The 19,411-nt window shown below is 49.1% G+C and carries 18 protein-coding genes; 11 read left to right on the top strand and 7 right to left on the bottom strand.

The genetic code is table 11. From position 1 onward, the window contains the following. Positions 1 to 7 precede the first annotated feature (7 nt). Positions 8 to 634, top strand: a complete 627-nt coding sequence (eda, locus tag Q0698_RS06525) for a bifunctional 4-hydroxy-2-oxoglutarate aldolase/2-dehydro-3-deoxy-phosphogluconate aldolase (protein ID WP_298634936.1) — start codon at positions 8 to 10, stop codon at positions 632 to 634. Between the two features lie 54 nt (positions 635 to 688). Here eda and hutG read toward each other — a convergent pair whose 3' ends face one another. Together hutG and hutI are read right to left on the bottom strand one after the other, a co-directional pair. Further along, positions 689 to 1,612 (bottom strand): formimidoylglutamase, encoded by a 924-nt coding sequence (gene hutG / locus Q0698_RS06520; protein ID WP_298634934.1) that lies wholly within the window; start codon positions 1,610 to 1,612, stop codon positions 689 to 691. Beyond that, entirely contained in the window at positions 1,609 to 2,832 is a 1,224-nt protein-coding gene (hutI, locus tag Q0698_RS06515; protein WP_298634932.1) for an imidazolonepropionase, read from the bottom strand. The genes hutG and hutI overlap by 4 nt, the downstream gene beginning before the upstream one ends. Positions 2,833 to 2,903: 71 nt before the next feature. On the opposite strand from hutI, the gene hutC reads away from it, so the two are divergent. The 4 genes from hutC to Q0698_RS06495 all read left to right on the top strand — a co-directional run bounded on the left by hutC (position 2,904) and on the right by Q0698_RS06495 (position 7,811). Then, positions 2,904 to 3,608 carry a histidine utilization repressor gene (gene hutC / locus Q0698_RS06510; RefSeq protein ID WP_298634930.1) on the top strand — a complete coding sequence of 235 codons (705 nt, stop codon included), beginning with the start codon at positions 2,904 to 2,906 and terminating at the stop codon, positions 3,606 to 3,608. An 8-nt stretch (positions 3,609 to 3,616) separates the two neighbouring features. Beyond that, a complete protein-coding gene (gene hutU / locus Q0698_RS06505) occupies positions 3,617 to 5,290 on the top strand; it encodes a urocanate hydratase (protein ID WP_298634928.1) in 1,674 nt (557 codons plus the stop codon). Position 5,291: 1 nt separating this feature from the next. Then, on the top strand, positions 5,292 to 6,824 hold the full coding sequence (gene hutH / locus Q0698_RS06500) for a histidine ammonia-lyase (RefSeq protein ID WP_298634926.1): 1,533 nt from the start codon (positions 5,292 to 5,294) through the stop codon (positions 6,822 to 6,824). A gap of 144 nt (positions 6,825 to 6,968) precedes the next feature. After that, a complete protein-coding gene (locus tag Q0698_RS06495) occupies positions 6,969 to 7,811 on the top strand; it encodes a 2OG-Fe(II) oxygenase family protein (RefSeq protein WP_298634924.1) in 843 nt (280 codons plus the stop codon). Positions 7,812 to 7,912: 101 nt separating this feature from the next. Here Q0698_RS06495 and Q0698_RS06490 read toward each other — a convergent pair whose 3' ends face one another. Continuing rightward, positions 7,913 to 9,169: a NupC/NupG family nucleoside CNT transporter gene (locus tag Q0698_RS06490; protein ID WP_298634922.1), complete on the bottom strand. Its 1,257-nt coding sequence runs from the start codon at positions 9,167 to 9,169 to the stop codon at positions 7,913 to 7,915. 136 nt (positions 9,170 to 9,305) lie between these two features. On the opposite strand from Q0698_RS06490, the gene Q0698_RS06485 reads away from it, so the two are divergent. The 3 genes from Q0698_RS06485 to ung all read left to right on the top strand — a co-directional run bounded on the left by Q0698_RS06485 (position 9,306) and on the right by ung (position 11,972). Then, positions 9,306 to 10,142 (top strand): SIS domain-containing protein, encoded by an 837-nt coding sequence (locus Q0698_RS06485; protein ID WP_298634920.1) that lies wholly within the window; start codon positions 9,306 to 9,308, stop codon positions 10,140 to 10,142. 31 nt (positions 10,143 to 10,173) lie between these two features. After that, on the top strand, positions 10,174 to 11,175 hold the full coding sequence (gene gap, locus Q0698_RS06480) for a type I glyceraldehyde-3-phosphate dehydrogenase (RefSeq protein ID WP_298634918.1): 1,002 nt from the start codon (positions 10,174 to 10,176) through the stop codon (positions 11,173 to 11,175). A 113-nt stretch (positions 11,176 to 11,288) separates the two neighbouring features. Continuing rightward, on the top strand, positions 11,289 to 11,972 hold the full coding sequence (ung, locus tag Q0698_RS06475; RefSeq protein ID WP_298634916.1) for a uracil-DNA glycosylase: 684 nt from the start codon (positions 11,289 to 11,291) through the stop codon (positions 11,970 to 11,972). Here ung and Q0698_RS06470 read toward each other — a convergent pair. Further along, complete coding sequence (locus Q0698_RS06470) at positions 11,953 to 13,284, bottom strand: TRZ/ATZ family hydrolase (protein ID WP_298634914.1); 1,332 nt, start codon at positions 13,282 to 13,284, stop codon at positions 11,953 to 11,955. The genes ung and Q0698_RS06470 overlap by 20 nt on opposite strands. Positions 13,285 to 13,581: 297 nt before the next feature. Here Q0698_RS06470 and Q0698_RS06465 point away from each other — a divergent pair, with 297 nt between their 5' ends. Beyond that, positions 13,582 to 14,379, top strand: a complete 798-nt coding sequence (locus Q0698_RS06465; RefSeq protein WP_298634912.1) for a hypothetical protein — start codon at positions 13,582 to 13,584, stop codon at positions 14,377 to 14,379. A gap of 46 nt (positions 14,380 to 14,425) precedes the next feature. Here the strand turns inward: Q0698_RS06465 and Q0698_RS06460 are convergent, their stop codons facing one another. Together Q0698_RS06460 and sstT are read right to left on the bottom strand one after the other, a co-directional pair. Beyond that, a complete protein-coding gene (locus Q0698_RS06460) occupies positions 14,426 to 15,277 on the bottom strand; it encodes an EamA family transporter (protein ID WP_298634910.1) in 852 nt (283 codons plus the stop codon). A 24-nt stretch (positions 15,278 to 15,301) separates the two neighbouring features. Then, entirely contained in the window at positions 15,302 to 16,543 is a 1,242-nt protein-coding gene (sstT, locus tag Q0698_RS06455) for a serine/threonine transporter SstT (RefSeq protein ID WP_298634908.1), read from the bottom strand. A gap of 174 nt (positions 16,544 to 16,717) precedes the next feature. On the opposite strand from sstT, the gene Q0698_RS06450 reads away from it, so the two are divergent. Together Q0698_RS06450 and Q0698_RS06445 are read left to right on the top strand one after the other, a co-directional pair. Continuing rightward, entirely contained in the window at positions 16,718 to 16,918 is a 201-nt protein-coding gene (locus tag Q0698_RS06450) for a hypothetical protein (protein WP_298634906.1), read from the top strand. A 74-nt stretch (positions 16,919 to 16,992) separates the two neighbouring features. Then, positions 16,993 to 18,561 carry an FMN-binding glutamate synthase family protein gene (locus tag Q0698_RS06445; RefSeq protein WP_298634905.1) on the top strand — a complete coding sequence of 523 codons (1,569 nt, stop codon included), beginning with the start codon at positions 16,993 to 16,995 and terminating at the stop codon, positions 18,559 to 18,561. Between the two features lie 76 nt (positions 18,562 to 18,637). On the opposite strand, the gene Q0698_RS06440 is transcribed toward Q0698_RS06445, so the two are convergent. Then, positions 18,638 to 19,351 (bottom strand): YebC/PmpR family DNA-binding transcriptional regulator, encoded by a 714-nt coding sequence (locus Q0698_RS06440; RefSeq protein WP_298634901.1) that lies wholly within the window; start codon positions 19,349 to 19,351, stop codon positions 18,638 to 18,640. Positions 19,352 to 19,411: the final 60 nt, after the last annotated feature.

Genomic DNA, 19,411 nt, shown 5'->3' with positions numbered 1-19,411 from the left:
AGTATTCATGGATAGTAAGTCATTGTTGCTGGCCGCCAAAGTGCTGCCGGTATTAGTTATTGAGCGTGTAGAAGACGCTGTACCCCTTGCCAACGCCCTGGTTGAGGGTGGAATTAAGGTATTGGAAGTTACGTTGAGATCCGATGCAGCATTGGGTGCCATCGAGGCAATTCGCGCTAACGTCCCTGATGCCGTGGTTGGCGTGGGTAGCGTTCGCACTGAAGCTGAATGGCATGCCGCGGTTGCCGCCGGCGCACAATTTGGTGTTAGCCCAGGCTGTACTTCGGCGCTAGCCGATGTGGTGAGCAAGGGGCCAGTGCCGTTTGTGCCGGGCGTCGCTACGCCTTCAGAAGCAATGAAGATGGCCGAATATGGTTTTGAGGTCGTCAAGCTTTTCCCCGCTACTGTGGTAGGCGGCGTCAGTCTTCTTAAGGCCATGAGTGGACCTTTAGCTGATATTAAGTTCTGCCCAACGGGAGGGGTTGGACCGGCTAATGCCAAGGACTTCCTGGCACTACCAAATGTGGTTTGTGTAGGTGGTAGCTGGATGGTTGATAACGCGAATATTACAGCGGGTAACTGGTCAGCCATCACCGAAGCGGCTAAGCAAGCCGTAGCGGCGTGCACGCTCTAAACTTCAACACGTGTCCATCTAGCAAAAGAAAATTTGCTAGATAATGGCATATCGCTACAGATAACGGCTGATCCGATAGAGTAATCGGGCAGCCGTTTTTGCGCCTAAACCGTCAATATCATAGACGGGGTTCAACTCAGCTAAGTCTGCTAACCTCACTTTGCCACTGGTCATCACCTGTGCGATGAGCCGTTCGACAATCGCCAAACTTAAGCCGCCAGCAGCAGGTGCGCTGACAGCGGGCATAAACGCGGCCTGAAGTACGTCTAGATCAATGGTGAGGTAGATATCGTCTACCGTCTTGCAGAACTCAAGAATATCCGCCTCAAGATGGTCTAGGCTGCTCAAATTCAACTCACTGTCATAGTTTACCCTCACGCCTAAGTCTGCTGCGCGGTTGAAGAGCGCAGTGGTATTCGCGACTTCGCTGGCGCCCAGCACCCAGTATTTAAACGGTTGATTATCGCGTTCCATCGACTGGGCTATTTGGTAAAAGGGCGTACCGGAAGAACCCTGTGGATTGGGCTTGCGGAGGTCCAAATGGGCGTCAAGGTTGATAATTCCCAAAGTACGAGCTCCCGCCGCCCAATTTCGCCAACCCAGGTAACTCGCATAGGCAATTTCATGACCACCGCCAATGACCAGCGGGAATTCATTGCAGCGAAGCTTGTTGGCGACCCAGTTGCCTACATCAGCTTGAGCGCTCTCTAGGTCACTTCCTTGAACCGCTATGTCGCCATCATCTCGGAGGTTAATGGGATGACTAACAGGCAGATTAGCGGCCGCAGCACGGAGCGCATTAGGACCGTCTTTGGCGCCAATTCTGCCTTTATTCCTCGCCACGCCTTCGTCCGTTTTAAAACCAAGTAAGGCGAGTGTTTTGGCATTAGGTTCGCGAATCGTATTCATACGCTGATGCCATCGCTCTGCTAGGGGACCATCCTCAGTATCTATTCGTCCTTGCCAGTCGAAGTTCATAGCTTAATCTCCTGACCCGCACTCCACATTTTCGTTGGGCGGTGTAAGCCAATTTCAACAATTAGCTGCTCTGGGGTATCAATGGGCCAAAGGCAGAGATCAGCGCGTTTACCCACGGCGATGCTGCCTCGGCTATCCTGCAACCCAAGCGCTTTAGCTGCGCGCAGCGTGATCCCCCAAAGCGCCTCCTCAATGCTTAGATCAAACTGATTCACCGCCATATTGGCGACTAATAGTAGCGAGCCAATGGGCGAACTGCCCGGGTTTAAATCCGTCGCAACCGCGAGGACCACGCCCTCTTGACGCAAACTCTTTATAGGTGGTTTTTGCGTGTCTTTGAGCGTATAGAAAGCCCCTGGAAGGAGTACGCCAACGACGTCGTTCTTAGCCATGGCTTGAACGTCGGTGACGCTCAAATATTCAATATGATCGGCCGACAACCCCTGGTGCTTAGCTATTAACGCAGCACCGCCCGAATGGCTGAGCTGCTCAGCGTGCGCTTTAACCTTCAGGCCCAATGACTTAGCAACTTTTATGATGCGCTCGCATTCAGCCTCGCTAAAACCAATTCCCTCACAGAACATATCAACAGTCTCAGCGAGCTTGAGCTGAGCTATTTTGGGGATATGCTCAGTGCAAATTGCATCGACGTAGCCAGTACGATTGGAACGATATTCAGGGGGCAGGGCATGAGCACCTAAGTAGGTACTGCTAATTTCAATGTTGAGTTCGCTCGATATTCGCTTTGCGACCCGGAGCATTTTGGCCTCGTTCTCCCAATCGAGTCCGTAGCCCGATTTAATTTCGAGATGGGTAACTCCCTGACTGACGAGTGCTTTAGCGCGAATTACACTCGCTTCGAAGAGCTCGTCTTCACTGGCTTTACGAGTGGCGTTTACGGTGGATAGAATGCCGCCCCCGGCTGCCGCAATTTGCTCATAACTCTCGCCTCTCGCGCGACGCGCGAATTCATCGGCACGATTACCGGCGAATACTAAATGGGTATGACAGTCCACCAATCCGGGAAGCAACCACTGCCCGGTAGCGTCGATAACTTCGGTTGCGCTGCCGTCAATATCCTCTTCGGCTGGCCAGATTACGATAATGATTCCGTCTTTTACGCCTATTGATGCACCGTAATGGCAATTCAATTCGGTGGCGCTAAGCGCATTGCCCGTCAGCGCAAGATTGGCATTTTTTATAATTAGATCAAACAACATAACTTGACAGCACTCACTAAAATTGTGTTGTATATACAACCATAGTCGACAATACGATATCAAGCTCTAATATGAATGCACCGCATTATCAACGAATTAAAGAACACATTCTGACACAAATCGAGCAGGGTTTGCTGGTCAGTCATGATCGAGTGCCATCGGAGAATGAGCTGGCGATCCAGTTCGATGTGAGCAGAATGACTGCTCGCAAGGCACTTGAGGCACTCTTGGCAACCAATGTCGTCACCCGTATTCGAGGCAAGGGAACCTTCGTTCGAGACCTTGCAGCGTCGGGTTCTACCATGTCAGTGCGAAATATCGCTGAGGAAATCACAGCGCTAGGGCATCGCTATCAAGCACGATTGCTGGTTTTAGAGGAGCGCGATCCGAGCGCTCACATCGCCAATTTATTTGAGTTGGCACCAGGCGAACAGGTGTTCTATTCCAGCATCGTACACTGTCAAAATGATCGTCCGCTGCAGTGGGAGCAACGTTATGTTAAGCGCTCAGCGATTCCCGAGTATTTGCAGCAGGACTTCGTGCTAATGACTCCCAATGCCTACCTGAGTGAGGTTTCACCATTGCAGTCAGCATCCTCAACCATTAGTGCAGTAAGCGCGAGCGAGATTGCGGCCGAAAATCTAGAAATTTCAGCGGGTACAGCCTGCCTTCAAATAGAACGAATTACTGCGAGTCGCAGTGGCATTGTGTCACTTGCTGAACTCATCTACCCCGGAGAGCGCTACAAGCTTAGCGCCGACTTAGACTATAGCTAGGACATATCATGAATACGCGAATTGATAATAATCGAATAATAAAATCTCCAACTGGTAGCGTTCGTACTTGCCAATCTTGGCAAACGGAGGCGGCGATGCGGATGTTAATGAATAACCTCCACCCTGACGTTGCCGAGAAACCACAGGAATTGGTAGTTTACGGCGGAATTGGTCGAGCTGCCCGCGATTGGGAGAGTTATGATCGAATTATTGATGTGCTGCAGCGTTTGACTGACGAGCAAACACTGCTGGTTCAATCGGGTAAGCCAGTAGGGGTGTTTACCACGCATGCGAATGCGCCGCGGGTACTCATCGCCAACTCAAATCTTGTGCCAGCTTGGGCCAATTGGGAACATTTCAATGAGCTCGATAAGAGGGGACTGGCCATGTATGGGCAGATGACAGCGGGGTCATGGATTTATATTGGCTCACAGGGCATCGTTCAAGGAACCTACGAGACCTTTGTTGCGATGGCAAAGCAGCACTTCAATGGTAGTGCTGCTGGACGATGGATCCTTACCGGCGGCTTAGGCGGTATGGGTGGTGCACAGCCACTTGCTGCAACCATGGCTGGATTCTCGATGCTTGCGGTAGAAGTGGATCAGGAACGTATCGATTTTCGTCTTCGAACCGGTTATTTGGACGAGCAGGCTGATAACCTAAGCGATGCCTTACAGCGTCTTGAACAGGCTAAGTTAGCGGGCAGAGCAATCAGCATTGGGCTGTGTGCCAACGCAGCGGATGTCTACCCTGATCTGCTCGAACAAGGCGTTATTCCGGACGTAGTGACCGATCAAACCTCGGCACATGACCCGCTGAATGGCTATTTGCCTCAAGGCTGGAGTTTGGCAGAGGCGGTGGCGAAACGTCTTGAGAACGAAGCGGCTGTGATGCTGGCGGCCAAACAGTCGATGGCGCTGCAGGTTGAGGCAATGCTGGGATTCCAGAGCGCTGGCTCAGCAGTCGTTGACTACGGAAATAATATCCGTCAGATGGCCAAGGACATGGGAGTGACTGCGGCCTTTGATTTTCCAGGGTTCGTACCGGCTTATATTCGACCATTATTTTGTGAAGGGATTGGCCCGTTTCGTTGGGTTGCGCTGTCAGGTAACCCAGAGGATATTTACCGGACGGATGCGAAAGTTAAAGAGCTGATTCCCGATGATCCGCACCTTCACAATTGGTTAGATATGGCGCGTGAGCGAATTAATTTCCAAGGGCTTCCGGCCAGAATCTGTTGGGTGGGTTTGAAGGATCGTGCGCGCTTAGCTGCCGCATTCAATCAAATGGTTGCCGACGGCGAGCTTGAAGCCCCGATTGTTATTGGTAGGGATCACTTAGATTCGGGTTCGGTAGCGAGTCCCAATCGAGAAACTGAAGCCATGATGGATGGCAGCGACGCGGTCTCAGATTGGCCGCTTCTTAATGCGCTGTTGAACACCGCATCCGGTGCAACGTGGGTTTCCTTGCATCACGGCGGAGGGGTAGGTATGGGTTACTCCCAGCACTCCGGTGTAGTGATTGTTTGTGACGGTAGCGATGAAGCCGCCGAACGAGTAAAACGCGTACTGTGGAATGATCCCGCCACCGGGGTCATGCGCCATGCGGATGCAGGATACGATATCGCCAAGCAATGTGCCCGCGAGCAAGGCCTCGATTTACCCATGTTAGGGGGGCTATAAGATGCAGGAATTTCTAATCACTCCCGGAGAATTGACGTTATCCGATTTACGCTTTATAGCTCGCAATCGTGTGCAGATTAAATTAGCCGAAAGCTGTTTTGCCGCTGTCAATGCGTCGGCTGACGCTGTGCAGCGTGTCATCACCGAGGGACGAACCGTGTATGGTGTGAATACCGGTTTCGGGTTGCTCGCGAACACTACGATAGCAGAGGAAGATCTTGAACTGCTCCAGCGCTCCATCGTGCTGTCGCATGCCGCAGGCGTTGGCAATCTAATGGCCCCGGAAATGGTTCGTCTCTTGATGGTGCTTAAGATCAACTCGCTAGCACGCGGTTTCTCAGGTATTCGCCTACAAGTAATCGAAGCGCTAACGCAATTGGTGAATCACGAGGTCTATCCAGCCATTCCAGAGAAGGGGTCAGTTGGCGCCTCAGGTGATCTGGCGCCACTGGCTCATATGAGTATTGTTCTATTGGGCGAAGGTGAGGTTATTGTTGATGGCGAACGTCTACCAGCGAAGGACGGGCTGGTATTGGCAGGCCTCAAACCAATTAGCCTAGCGCCTAAAGAGGGGCTGGCATTGCTCAACGGTACCCAAGCATCAACCGCGTTTGCATTAATGGGGTTATTTGGGGCCGAAGATAACTTTGCGGCAGCGATGGTTACCGGCGCGATGTGCGTAGACGCCGCTATGGGCTCCCGTAGGCCCTTTGATGAGCGCATACATCTGGCACGTGGCCATGAGGCACAAATCGCTACCGCGGCAATATATCGCCGTCTTCTGGGTTCCAGTGAGCTGGGCGAGGCACATATCGACTGTCAAAAGGTTCAGGATCCATACTCGCTTCGCTGTCAACCACAGGTGATGGGGGCGTGTCTTCAACAGCTAGAAAATGCGGCTAAGATCTTGCATGTCGAGGCGAATGGAGTCTCCGATAATCCGCTAGTATTTGCCGAGGATGATGAATTTATTTCTGGCGGTAATTTCCACGCCGAACCGGTAGCCATGGCTGCCGATAATATCGCGCTCGCGATTGCAGAAATCGGTGCGCTGTCCGAGCGTCGAATGGCGTTATTGATCGATTCGAATTTATCGGGCTTGCCACCGTTCTTGGTAGACAATGGCGGTGTTAATTCTGGGTTCATGATAGCGCAAGTCACCGCAGCGGCATTAGCCAGTGAAAATAAGAGCTTAGCGCACCCCTCGTCAGTGGATTCGCTGCCAACCTCGGCTAACCAGGAAGATCACGTTTCGATGGCTACTTACGCAGGGCGAAGACTGAGGGATATGAATACGAACACGGCAGGTATCTTGGCGGTAGAGCTACTTTCCGTTGCTCAGGGCTTAGACTTTAGAGCGCCGCTCAAAAGTAGTGAGCAGATTGAAGCGGGAAAGGCGTTACTGCGTAATGTGGTTCCCTTCTACGATAAGGATCGCTACTTTGCACCCGATATTGCTGACGCTCAGACCTTGATTGAAGCGGGGGCGTATCTGCCATTTTTGGAAAAACAGCTTTTTAGCTCGCTGACATAAGCTGTAATATGACCGCAGAGTTAGTGAGGCTGTGCGCCAAACCCTCTGGATTTGGTTTATAATCTGGTTAATTGTTGGCGCAGGGTGATCTTTGCGTCAGCGTAATCATTTGACACTAGAAATCTCCAGAAATAAGGAAGAACCATGCAGATCCCTGTAGTTGACTATCGGTCAGCAGACGCTGCTCAACGTTTTGTAGAATCACTGAGAGAAACCGGCTTCGGTGTGTTAGTAAACCACCCGATTAGTAAACAGCTTGTTCAATCCATCTATGATCGTTGGTACGAATTCTTCTTGAGTGATGATAAGTTCAATTATGAATTTGATCCTGAGAAACAGGATGGCTATTTCTCTAAGGTAATTTCTGAAACGGCAAAGGGCGCTCGCAAGAAGGATCTAAAGGAATATTATCACGTGTATCCATGGGGCAGAATTCCGGTACATTTGAGCGATGAAATCTTATCCTACTATGAGCAGGCTTCAGAGCTGGCTGCGGAGCTTCTAAACTGGGTAGAGGACAATTCTCCCGTTGAGGTAGCCGATAAGTATTTAGAGCCGCTGGCGACCATGATTAAAGATACTCCAAATACGTTGTTACGCGTGTTGCATTACCCGCCGCTGTCTGGCGATGAAGAGCCTGACGCTATTCGGGCGGCGGCACATGAAGATATCAACCTCTTAACCATCCTTCCAGCAGCCAATGAGCCCGGTCTTCAAGTGTTAACGAAGGAAAATGAATGGCTGGACGTTCCCTGCGAGTTTGGCTATCTGGTTATTAATATTGGCGATATGCTGCAGGAAGCGTCTGGGGGGTACTTCCCATCAACCACTCATCGAGTGGTTAACCCCGTTGGTGAGGCGGCTACTCAATCGCGTATATCTCTTCCACTGTTCTTACACCCTAGGGCGGAAGTACAGTTATCAGAGCGCTACACCCAGGCTAGCTATTTGCTTGAGCGGTTAAGAGAGTTAGGGGTTAAGTCTTAGGGCTAAATTGGGCGCTATAGGGTTGATACGGATGCGTTTAATCGTTGATTTGTGTCACTAGAGACGAGGTCGTGTCTCCAGTGACAAACAAAAGTATCGAGCTAAGACAGTGTCATGAAGAAACCAGCAAGTGTTGCACTCATCAAGTTCGCCAAAGTTGCTGCCGTCACCGCAAGTAGACCAAGCTTGGCAATCTCATGACGACGAGAGGGTGCCATACCGCCAATACCGCCAACGAGAATTGCAATACTTGAAAAATTCGCAAAACCACATAGTGCGAACGTAACAATTACCTGAGTATTTAGGCTTAGCGTTTCTTTCACTTGAGCGAATTCGAGGTAGGCGACAAACTCGTTAATGACAATTTTCTGGCCAATAAAACTTCCAGCAATTGCCGCTTCGTCCCACGGTACACCCAGTAGCCAGGTCACAGGCTGAAATAACTTACCTAAGAGATAATCCATACTCAGCGCATCGATAGCTAGGAAGTTCGCAACGCCAGTCACATCGCCAAACCATCCTAAAAAACCGTTTAGCAGCGCAATGAGTGAGACGAAGGCGAGTACCATCGCGCCAACATTCGCCGCTAGATGAAGACCACTCGCAGCACCTGAAGCTGCGGCATCGATAACGTTAACCGGTCCATCCTCTGGTTGCTCTAGTTCAGCTAAGCTCTCCTTTGGCGTCTCCGTTTCAGGAAGAATAAGTTTTGCCATCAATAGGCTGCCTGGAGCCGCCATGAAGCTTGCTGCGATTAAAAACTTAAGTTCAATACCCACAGCTAGTAAGCCAGCAATAATGGATCCTGCTACCGTAGAAAGACCGCCGACCATCACCGCAAAGAGCTCGGAACGAGTCATAGTGGGTAGGAACGGTTTCACTACGAGCGGTGCTTCGGTCTGACCGACGAATATATTCGCGGCTGCAGACAGGGATTCAGGTCGACTCGTCTTGATGATCCGTTGAAGTGCGCCCCCAAGGAGGCGAATCACCCATTCCATCAGGCCAATATAATAGAGTACAGCAATAAGTGATGAGATAAAGATGATCATCGGAAGCACCATGAAGGCAAATACGAAGCCGATGCTGCCGTCGCCGCCCGCAGCTATTTCTGGTCCAAAGATAAAACTGATGCCTTCGGTACCGTAGGCAATGACGTTACTTACTCCATTGGAGAGCGCGAACAGTAGATCTTTACCGGGTTCCCACCACAAAACCATAGCGCCAATGGAGAATTGCAGGACGAACGCGCAGATCACTGTCCGGTAGTTGATGCTTTTCTTGTGTCTAGACAGACAGTAAGCCACTACTAACAGGAAAATAATACCTACGATTGAGCGTAAAAAGGTCAAATCCATTAAGGGTTATCTCTGAGAAAGTTTCCGATAGTTTAAACCACCTACGGAGAGTGGCAATACAACAGTGAAATAAAATTACTTGCTTTGAGGTTATTCTTCGTTAATATGTAATGAAATTACACGAGGTGTTATTACTGTGTCTGAATTACAAGTTCGAATGGAAGCATCGCTCGCGAGTCTATCAGCTGCTGAACGGGCGGTGGCGGAAGTGATCTTGGCGGATGTGATCTCGGCAACACGGATTAGTACGGCTGAGTTAGCGGCTAAAGCTCAGGTAAGCCCACCAACGGTTGGCAGGTTGGCAAAGCGTTTAGGTTGTGATGGATTTCCTGATTTAAAGCTCAAGTTAGCGTCATCAGTGGCAGTTGATGCTCAATTTAGTGGCGGAGCAGTGGATGACAGCTCGGATAACGATATTGTCCACGGACTGATTCGTCAGGCTAAGGCAGATTTGGATGCGCTTCCCGCAGCCGTTAACTCGGTGGACATGAACGCGGTTGAGGACGCCCTGAATCAGGCTAATCGATTGGAGTTTTACGGAATCGGGGCGTCTGCTGCTGTGGCGGCTGATGCTCAGCATCGCTTTTTCCGCATGGGAGTGTCGGCTGTTTATTACGAAGACATCTTAAAGCAACGTATGGCAGCGGTCGCGGCAAACGAATCAGTTTGTATCGTCTTATTCTCATTTACCGGCCGGACTTCGCTAACCATTGAGGTCGCTGAATTAGCAAAGGAGTCTAATGCCACGGTGATCGCGATTACTCGCGCGGGGAGCTCCTTAGCAAAGGTGGCCGATTTCGTTCTGCCTATTCGCTCAACCGAGAATACTGAACTTGTGACTCCTATGAGTTCGAGGCTACTCATGATGATGTGGGTGGATCTGCTCTCTACGGCAATCTATAGGCTGCGTGGAGAGAGCGCTAAATCAACGTACCAGCGAGTTAAAAAGAGTCTCGCCGATACACGCAGATAACTGTCATTAGATAATTAATTAAGGTAGTAAAATGATTAAAGTTGCAATTAACGGTTTTGGACGTATTGGTCGTATGGTTACCCGAGCGCTCTATGAGTCAGGGGCTAACGAGAAGATTCAATTAGTCGCTATCAACGATTTAATGTCCAATGAACATCGCGCGCATTTATTAAATTTCGATACCGTTCACGGTATCTTTCCTGAAACTGTCACGCTTGATAGTAACCAGCTAACCATCGGCAGTGATGCAATTACCTTATTATCTCAAGCAGACCCAAGTAAGTTACCGTGGGCTGAACTTGACGTTGATATTGTATTGGAGTGTACCGGTAGGTTTAATTCGAAGGACGCTTCGTCAGTGCATTTAGCGGCCGGCGCTAAGAAAGTACTTTGTAGTGCCCCGGTGGCAGATGCGGATAAGACCATTGTGTTCGGTGTCAACGACGATACCTTAGCAGCTACTGATACCGTCGTATCGAATGCTTCCTGCACGACCAACTGTCTAGCGCCGGTGGCACAGGCTCTTCATAAGGCTCTGAATATTGTACAGGGTAATATGACGACGGTTCACGCCTATACCGCTGATCAAATGTTGATGGATGGCCCTCACTCAGATATGTATCGAGCTCGCGCAGCGGCGCATAATATGGTGCCGACGAAAACGGGCGCAGCAGCGGCAGTGGGACTTGTCCTGCCTGAGCTTCAGGGCAAATTGGACGGTATGGCAGTTCGTGTGCCAACTGCGAACGTCTCCCTGGTTGATCTGACTGTTTTAGTAGAAAAAGACACCACGGTCGAAGTCGTTAATGAGATTCTTCGCCTACGAGCGGAGCAGTCACCGGGTGTTGTTGGTTTTAACCAATTACCGTTGGTTTCAAGCGATTTCAATCATAATCCAGCTAGTTCAACGATTGACGCTACTCAGACACGCGTAAATGGCAAGCTCGTTAAAGTAATGGCTTGGTATGACAACGAGTGGGGCTTTTCTAACCGAATGCTCGATACCGCTCAAGCCATGTTCAACGCTCAGTAACTCATCCCGTACAAGGTGTGGCATGACTACATCTGTCCTCTTCGCCGGCTTATGCCGGCTTTTTTTCGCTGCTAATAATGACGCGCCAAGGTGAACAGCGCTAGAATGGAGATATGAGTAAATACCTCCCTATATTGCCACCTGCGTGGGCTCCTTTTTTGGGTGACGTCTGGTCACAATTAAAGCTTGACCACACTGGCGAGTTGATGAGAACGGATCTAGCTCCGCCAACAGAGCAGTGGTTTAGAATACTTAAGCTCCTTACTCCAGCAGAGATTAAGGTGGTGATTCTGGGGCAGGACCCTTATCACGGTGAAGGTCAGGCGGAAGGGTTGAGCTTTTCGGTCCCGTTTGATCAAAAGATTCCACCATCATTGAAGAATATACAGAAAGAACTTACAACCGATGAACAGGTGGCGCCTGTGGATCATGGGCATTTGATTGAATGGGTAGACCAAGGCGTTATGCTGCTCAACGCTTCGTTGACGGTGCCGCTTGGAGAACCTGGCGCACAGCTAACTGTATGGGAAGGCTTTACTGATGAAATTCTTCGAGTGCTTGATAAACAAGATCAGGGCATTGTGTTTATGCTTTGGGGGGCATTCGCGCAATCGAAAGCCCCCTTGCTAGATAGAGAGAAACATCTGGTCCTAACCGCCGCGCATCCCTCACCACTTTCGGCGTATCGAGGTTTCTTTGGCTGCCGTCACTTTAGTCAAGCCAATGATTGGTTGAAGTCTAAAGGGCGAACAGCCATTAACTGGCAGTTGTCACCGATCAATCGCTCGTTGTTTTAGTTAACGCTTGCTCAGTAAACACTGCGACACGCTCACGTAAATTTTTGTCGTCAATGGTTTCAAGTTGCTTAGCGCGGACTAAGCGCTTTCCGGCGACCCAAACATCTGTGACACGATGGCCAACTTGTGAATAAACAAGCTCGGCAATCAAGTTAAAGCAGGGTTGTAAATCAATCCCACTCATATCAATGGCAATGATGTCAGCGGATTTACCTTTCTCTAGACTACCGCAGACCTCATCAATTCCGAGCGCTTTGGCGCCGTTGATTGTCGCCATCTGAAGTGCGCTTTGAGCGGAGATCGCTTCGGGGTTCTGGTGTTTGATTTTCGCCGTCAGCGCGACGTATTGGAGTTCGCTAAACATATCAAGGGCATTGTTGCTTGCCGCTCCATCGGTGCCAATAGCGACGTTGATATCGGCATTTAAAAGCGTTTGTGTTGGGCACATACCTGAAGCAAGCTTGAGGTTCGAGCGAGGGCACGTGAGAACGGATGCGCCCAGCTCAGCAACCGCTTCGATGTCGCCATCGTTGAGGGCCGTCATATGAACAAGCTGTGAGCTCGCATCGATGAAATGATTGTCGATAAGGCGATTAAGCGGGCGAACCCCGCTGTCATTAACCGCGTCATCAACCTCCTGTTGAGTCTCATGCAAATGAACCTGCAGCGGGATCTTGAATTCGTCAGCAAAAGACTTGGCTTTAGCGAAGTTCTCGTCGTTCACCGTGTACGGCGCATGCGGAGCGATCGCAAAGCTGATTAGCTCATGATCTTTAAGGTCTTCCGCCATATTGCGTGCTTTACTCAAGTAGTCATCAGGGCCAGAGCCCCAGTTACAGGGAAAGTCGAAGATTGTCGCGGCGATTTGTGCGCGCATACCCACTCTATCAACTGCCTCGGCGGCCGCATCGGGAAAGAAATACATATCTGAGAAGCAAGTTGTTCCCGTCATCAACATTTCGGCCATGGCTAACTCGGTGCCGAGTTCCACAAACGCTGCACTGACGAACTGTGATTCAGCGGGCCAGATATGATCATTTAGCCATGTTTGCAGCGCTAAATCGTCTGCATAGCCCCGGAGAAGACTCATCGCAGCGTGACCATGAGTATTAATTAGCCCGGGCATGACGAGATGATTGTCGAAGAACTGCTCGTCCGCGGCGCGATAGGTGAAGGGGATTTCGTGCGACGCAACCAAATCTATTATTTTTCCCTCATCAACCACAAGCGCCATATTGTGTTGGATGGTCATGGGCTTAATAGCAAGGAGGTGCTTAAAGTGGAGTATCGTGTCAACGAATTGTACGCTCATGTTGAATTCCTTATTTTGATATGGGTATTCTATCCAGACATTGAGTTAAGGGACACTGTGATAAACACTTGATTGCTTTAGGGGCCTAATATTTGCCTATACAATAGCCAACACCTAGCAGATAATAAATCTGTACATTGGTCGTTCACGCTTTTTAACCCAGAAGCTGAGATAGATATGTTTGAATTTCGTACCGAATGGCTTGATTTGGTAACAACCAGTGCTTTTCCTAGACTCATACTCAATGAGTTGAGGAAAAGGGGCGTTGATGAAGCCAAGTTAATGGCGGAGCTTTCCATGTCGTCAGCTGAACTTTATGACCTAGATCGTCCTTGGTGTTTTAAAGAATTTAGCTCTTTAATCGCTGTCGCTCAACGCTCCACTGGCTTTTATCTTATTTTTGATGATCCGGTTCTTATCGCCAACCACCTAGCGGTTGGAAAAGTCTGTCTTGGCGCGCACTTAGCGCAAGATTTCGAAGGTGCTGTGAGATTTCTCGCAGCTAGTACCGCTACGGTTCAACGTTACTTAAGTCTTTCGCTGACCGAGTCCAACGAAGATGTTGAGCTCGTGTTAACCCCTAACTTGGAACTTGGCCCGGTTGACGGTTTCATCCAGTTCTTTATGCTAGTGACCACCGCTCGGATGTTACGCTTTCTGAGCATTGGCTCCCAGGATTCGTTTTCACTTCACTTAGCCAGTACCGTTAACGGTGATGTGGGTGAGTTAAGGACTCAGTGTCAGCAGGCTGCTATCCATTTTAGTGGGGACAAAACTTTTATTCGTTTTCCTAAGAGTCTAAACACGCTTAGGATGGCAAATTACAGTGAGAGAAAATTAGTCCTCGCCAAGAGAGAGTATGAAGTTGCTGTCCAATTGCCATACTGTCAGATTACTTGGGGGGAGAGAGTTCGGGTTGTACTATTGGCAGCGGATCTTAATTGTTCCGCGGAGAACGCTGCCTTGTCGCTTGGCGTGTCCGTTAAAACCCTGTCTAACTATCTAGCAAAAGAAGGTTTAAGTTTTAGCGAACTTCGAACCATGATGAAAGCTGAACGTCGAATCCTTGAACACCATCAGGCTGCGAAAACCTAACAAATTCTTTCTATACGTTGTGGCGAAGTGACGCTAGCAAAACGCCCTAATCAAGATTAGCGGTTAACCGGCGATGAAGAGCCATGGCCAGAAGAATAATCCCTCCACCAACTACAAGCTTTATATAGTCTACGTCTTGGCCCCAGAATATAAGATTAACTACGAGCCCAAGCGGAATCACCGCATTATTCATAATCGCTAGGGTTCCCGTGTCGGTGGTTGCAGCCCCTCGATTCCACCAAAAATAGCCAAGTCCAGAAGCTACCACCCCTAGCCAAATTAAGATCCCAATTTGGCTGATCGTAATCCCGCTTGGCCACTCACCATATAGCAACATGGCGATGAGGGTAACGATACTTGCGCCAAAGAAGAAGTAGCGCTGTTGCTCGGGTAGTAAACAACTTGGTTCCTTCCTGGCGAGCCGCTTGAAAGCGACCTGACCAAACGCAAAGCATAGGTTAGCGCCCTGGAGTACCAGAAATCCTAACCAATAGTTGTCGCCGAGTGATTGTTGGCGAATGACTAATGCTCCTAGCACCGCTATAACGGCGACGAGTAATACGCTAGGGCGAAATCTCTTGGTAAGCGCATCATCGAGTAGAGTGATGTAAATAGGCGTAAGGATGGTAAATAACAGTACTAGCGGAACGGTGAGTAAGGTAAAGGCATGGAAATAGCAGATATACATCAAACCTAACTGTATTGCGCCTATCGCCGTGAGCTTTAAGCTTAATAGATTTGCTGCAATGGGTTTGCGTAAGAGCAGAGTAAACGTTAACAGCGCAAGGAGTGAGCGAATGAATGCTGCGGTATAACTATTTATCGAACCGGCGAGGAATTCGCCGATTAAGCTAAAAGAAAAGGCCCACAGAATAGTGGTTACAAACAAATACTTCATGGGCCCAGCTCTTTAGTAAAACGGTTATTGCTCAGCGATATTTTTATACAGTGAAGGATCGTCCATGATACAGGCAGTGGTAGTATAAACAACATCCGTCGAGCTGTTCAGGGCTGTTTCGAGTGAATCCTGAAGTACCGAAATAACAAAGCCAATAGCCACTATCTGCATCGAAATTTCGTTGTCGATACCAAATAAGGAACAGGCGAGTGGAATAAGCAGTAACGACCCGCCCGCGACGCCCGACGCTCCACACGCACTTACCGCGGCTACGATACAGAGTAGTAAGGCAGAGGCGAAGTCCACCTGGATCCCTAAGGTTGCTGTAGCGGCCAGTGTAAGCGTAGTAATGGTAATTGCTGCACCGGCCATATTTACCGTAGCACCAAGCGGGATAGAAACAGCGTAGGTGTCCTCTGGTAAGCCGTAGCGCTTACAAACGTTCATATTCACTGGGATGTTAGCGGCCGAAGAGCGGGTGAAAAATGCAGGTAAGCCACTCGCGAGTAGAGTGGGGAAGATGATTGGGTACGGGTTGCGGCCAATCACCAAGAAGACGATTAACGGGTTAACCAATAGCGCCATAACCAACATACAGCCAACGAGCACTGCGAGCAGATGTCCGTAGTTAATCATCGCCTCAAAACCGGTGGTAGCAATGGAATACGCGACCAAACCGAGAATACCAATAGGCGCAAATGCGATGACAATGCGAACTACGCGAGTGATCGCGTCGGCGAGATCAGACAAAGATTGCTTAGTGGTATCACTCGACTTCTGCAACCCTAGACCAAGTAGGACTGCCCACGTAAGAATACCGATATAGTTAGCCGATAAGAGCGCGTCAATTGGATTCGCAACGATGTTAAAAATCAAGGTATTCAAAACACCGCCGATCCCCGAAGGAGGGGTGATACTGGTATCGCCTACAAAAAGCAAAAGTTCAGACGGGAATAACGTGCTTGCGGTCAACGCTATAATCGCAGCGGTTACCGTACCGACCCCATATAGCACTAATAGTGCACGGATACTGGTTTTTTTCCCAGGTTGATGGTTAGCAATTGCTGAGCAAACCAGTATGAACACTAAGATAGGGGCAACAGCCTTTAAAGCACCAACGAATAAATCGCCGAACAGGCCTAGAGACATTGCGCTGGTTGGGGCCAGCAATCCAATAGCGGCACCGATAACCAGACCGATAAAAATTTGTAGGATGAGGCTACTAGTCTGCCAGAGGCGAACAAGAGGTTGGAATACGGCTAGCATCGGTTGTCACTACCTTAAAATTAGCTATTTAGTTGGTTCCAAGAGTAACGGTTCACCAAGCAGATAACAATACGACGGACAGCTAATATTACATGAAAGGGATGCTCATAATAGTTGTTTTGATATTAAATGTTATATATATTAGACAAATATTATTTTTAAGGGGTGATTGTTATGGCTGGTCAAGGTTCGGCAGGAAACGTACTTGCGGCAATTTGTAGTGTGATAATTCCCGGTTTGGGGCAGCTTGTTCAAGGGCGCTTATTCGCCGCCATAATCCAATTTGGTTTAGCAGCATTGCTGTGGCTAGTGCTGCTTGGCTGGATTGTGCATATCTTCAGCATTATTGACGCGGCAAAATTTACTCCTCAATAACTGTCGAATTTTTAAGTTATTAAAAAGTATTATAAAAATACGTTAGGCTATAGTGAAATGAGAGAGGATTTCTTATGACATTAATGCAGCGAGTTCTATTATTTGTTTCCACGGTTGGGAATCTTGCAGCAGCTACTATTGCCGTTGTATTCGATATTTATTTCCTGCTGATAATCACCTTAGCCTATTCGGCTATAGGCCTTTATGATGTGCTGTTGAATCGCCATACCATCACGACCCTTTATCCTGTAGTGGCGCATATCCGCTTCATCCTTGAGTCCTTCCATGATGAAATCCATCAGTACTTCATTGCCTCGAATACAGAAGAAAGGCCTTTCAGCAGAGAGCAGCGGAATACCGTGTATCGCCGTGCAAAGCGCCTCAACGATGCCAAGGCATTTGGGACAGAGCGAGATCTCTATGAAGAAAACTACCTATCTATCGAACACTCTATCTACCCAACCGAAGTTACCGAGCGCGCCAAGCGTCATCTCATCGGTTCGTCACAGTGCACTAAACCTTATTCGGCATCGAGGCTAAATACTTCGGCAATGAGTTTTGGCTCGCTGAGCGCGAATGCAATTAGCGCGCTTAACCAAGCTGCCAAATTAGGCGGCTATTACCACAATACGGGAGAGGGCGGCATTAGCCCCTACCATCAACACGGTGGTGATCTAGTTTGGCAAATTGGCTCGGGACTTTTTGGTTGTCGGACGCAGGACGGGGAATTTGATGCCGAAATGTTTCAAGCTTCAGCATCCCAAGATGCCGTGAAGATGGTTGAAATTAAGCTTTCCCAGGGCGCCAAACCCGGCCATGGAGGCGTGCTCCCTAAGGAAAAGATTACCGAGGAAATTGCTGCCGTAAGACTGATCGCGACAGATCAAGACTGTGTTTCACCGGCAAGACACCCGCTCGCGTCGTCCCCTGAGGCATTAATGAAGTATATCGCTCATCTGCGCGAGCTATCCGGTGGCAAGCCCGTTGGTTTTAAACTGTGCCTCGGAAAGCGAAGTGAATTTATCCAATTGGTTAAGGCAATGCTGAGTACGGGAGTCCTACCCGACTTCATCACAGTTGACGGTGCGGAAGGTGGAACCGGCGCGGCACCCGTGGAGTTCTCGAACCGTTTAGGCTACCCAATCGCTGAGGGTATTGCTTTCGTTAATCAAGTACTAATGGGAGCGGGATTACGCTCAGAAATATCAGTTATTGCGTCTGGAAAAACAGCAACGGGCTTCGATATCCTATCCAAGCTGGCATTGGGGGCAGATGTTGTTAATGCGGCTCGAACTATGATGTTAGCAATGGGGTGTATTCAATCGCAAAGCTGTCACACCAATCTGTGTCCAACGGGTATAGCAACGCAAGATCCAGTGAGATCAAGAGCTTTGAACCCCGCAAGTAAAGCCGTGAGAATTGCAAATTTTCAAGCGGCGAGCTGTGAGAACTTCTTCCACCTAATTGGTGCCATGGGAATAAATGACCCAGCGAAGCTGAAGCCCTGGATGGTCAAACGCCGTAATGGTGATGGCATTATCAGTGATTGTATTGAGGCGGATGAGTTACTCTCAGAAGGGCAGCTACTCAGTGATGATATGCCCGAGCGCTGGCGAAAGCTCTGGATTGATGAAGTTGCGTAGCTTTAACGAAAATCCGAAGCTATTCGCTTCGGATTTTTGTTGAGGTGGCAGCGCTGAAATCATTTAGCTAAGACGTTTACTCAGCGTTGTGGTAAACCCGCTGGACATCATCTAAGTCATCTAGCATCGCTAAGAATTTGTCGAACATCGGCTTATCGTCTTCATTAATCTCGGTCGTTGTCTGTGGAATAAACTGAATCTCAGCCATTTCGAAGTCAATTTCTCCGAAGGCATCCTGGAGCGCTTGCTTCGCTTTGAAAAACTCGGTCTGTGGTGCAAAAACGTTGATAATTTCAGCGTCCTGCTCAATGTCCGTGACATCCACGTCAGCCATCATTAGCGCTTCGAGTACGGCATCCTCATCATCGTGTTGGAACGAGAAGATGGCACTATGATCAAACATATGGCTGACACTACCCTGGGTGCCAATCTTGGTCTTAGTCTTGGTGAAGCACTGACGAACGTCCCCGAAGGTCCGATTTGGGTTATCCGTTAGGCAATCTACGATTACCATACAGTTGCCTGGGCCAAAGCCTTCATAGCGAGCGCGATCGAAGTTTTCGCCACCGCCGCCTTCAGCTTTTTTCAGCGCTTTATCGATAACATGTGAAGGGACCTGATCTTTTTTAGCGCGATCAATTAATCCGCGAAGGCTTAAGTTGCCGTCGGGATCGCTACCGCCTTGTTTGGCAACAACGTAAATTTCACGTCCGTACTTACTATAAACCTTTGATTTAGCATCAGATGTCTTTGCAATCGACTCTTTACGGTTTTGGAATGCTCTGCCCATGATCAACTCTCGATTTTTTTAGTTAGGTTGATTTTAAAGAATGTCGGCGCGAATGCCAAA

This window comes from uncultured Umboniibacter sp., assembly GCF_947497555.1.
Classification (GTDB): Bacteria; Pseudomonadota; Gammaproteobacteria; order Pseudomonadales; family DSM-25080; genus Umboniibacter.
This window is presented reverse-complemented; position numbering and strand designations above follow the sequence as displayed.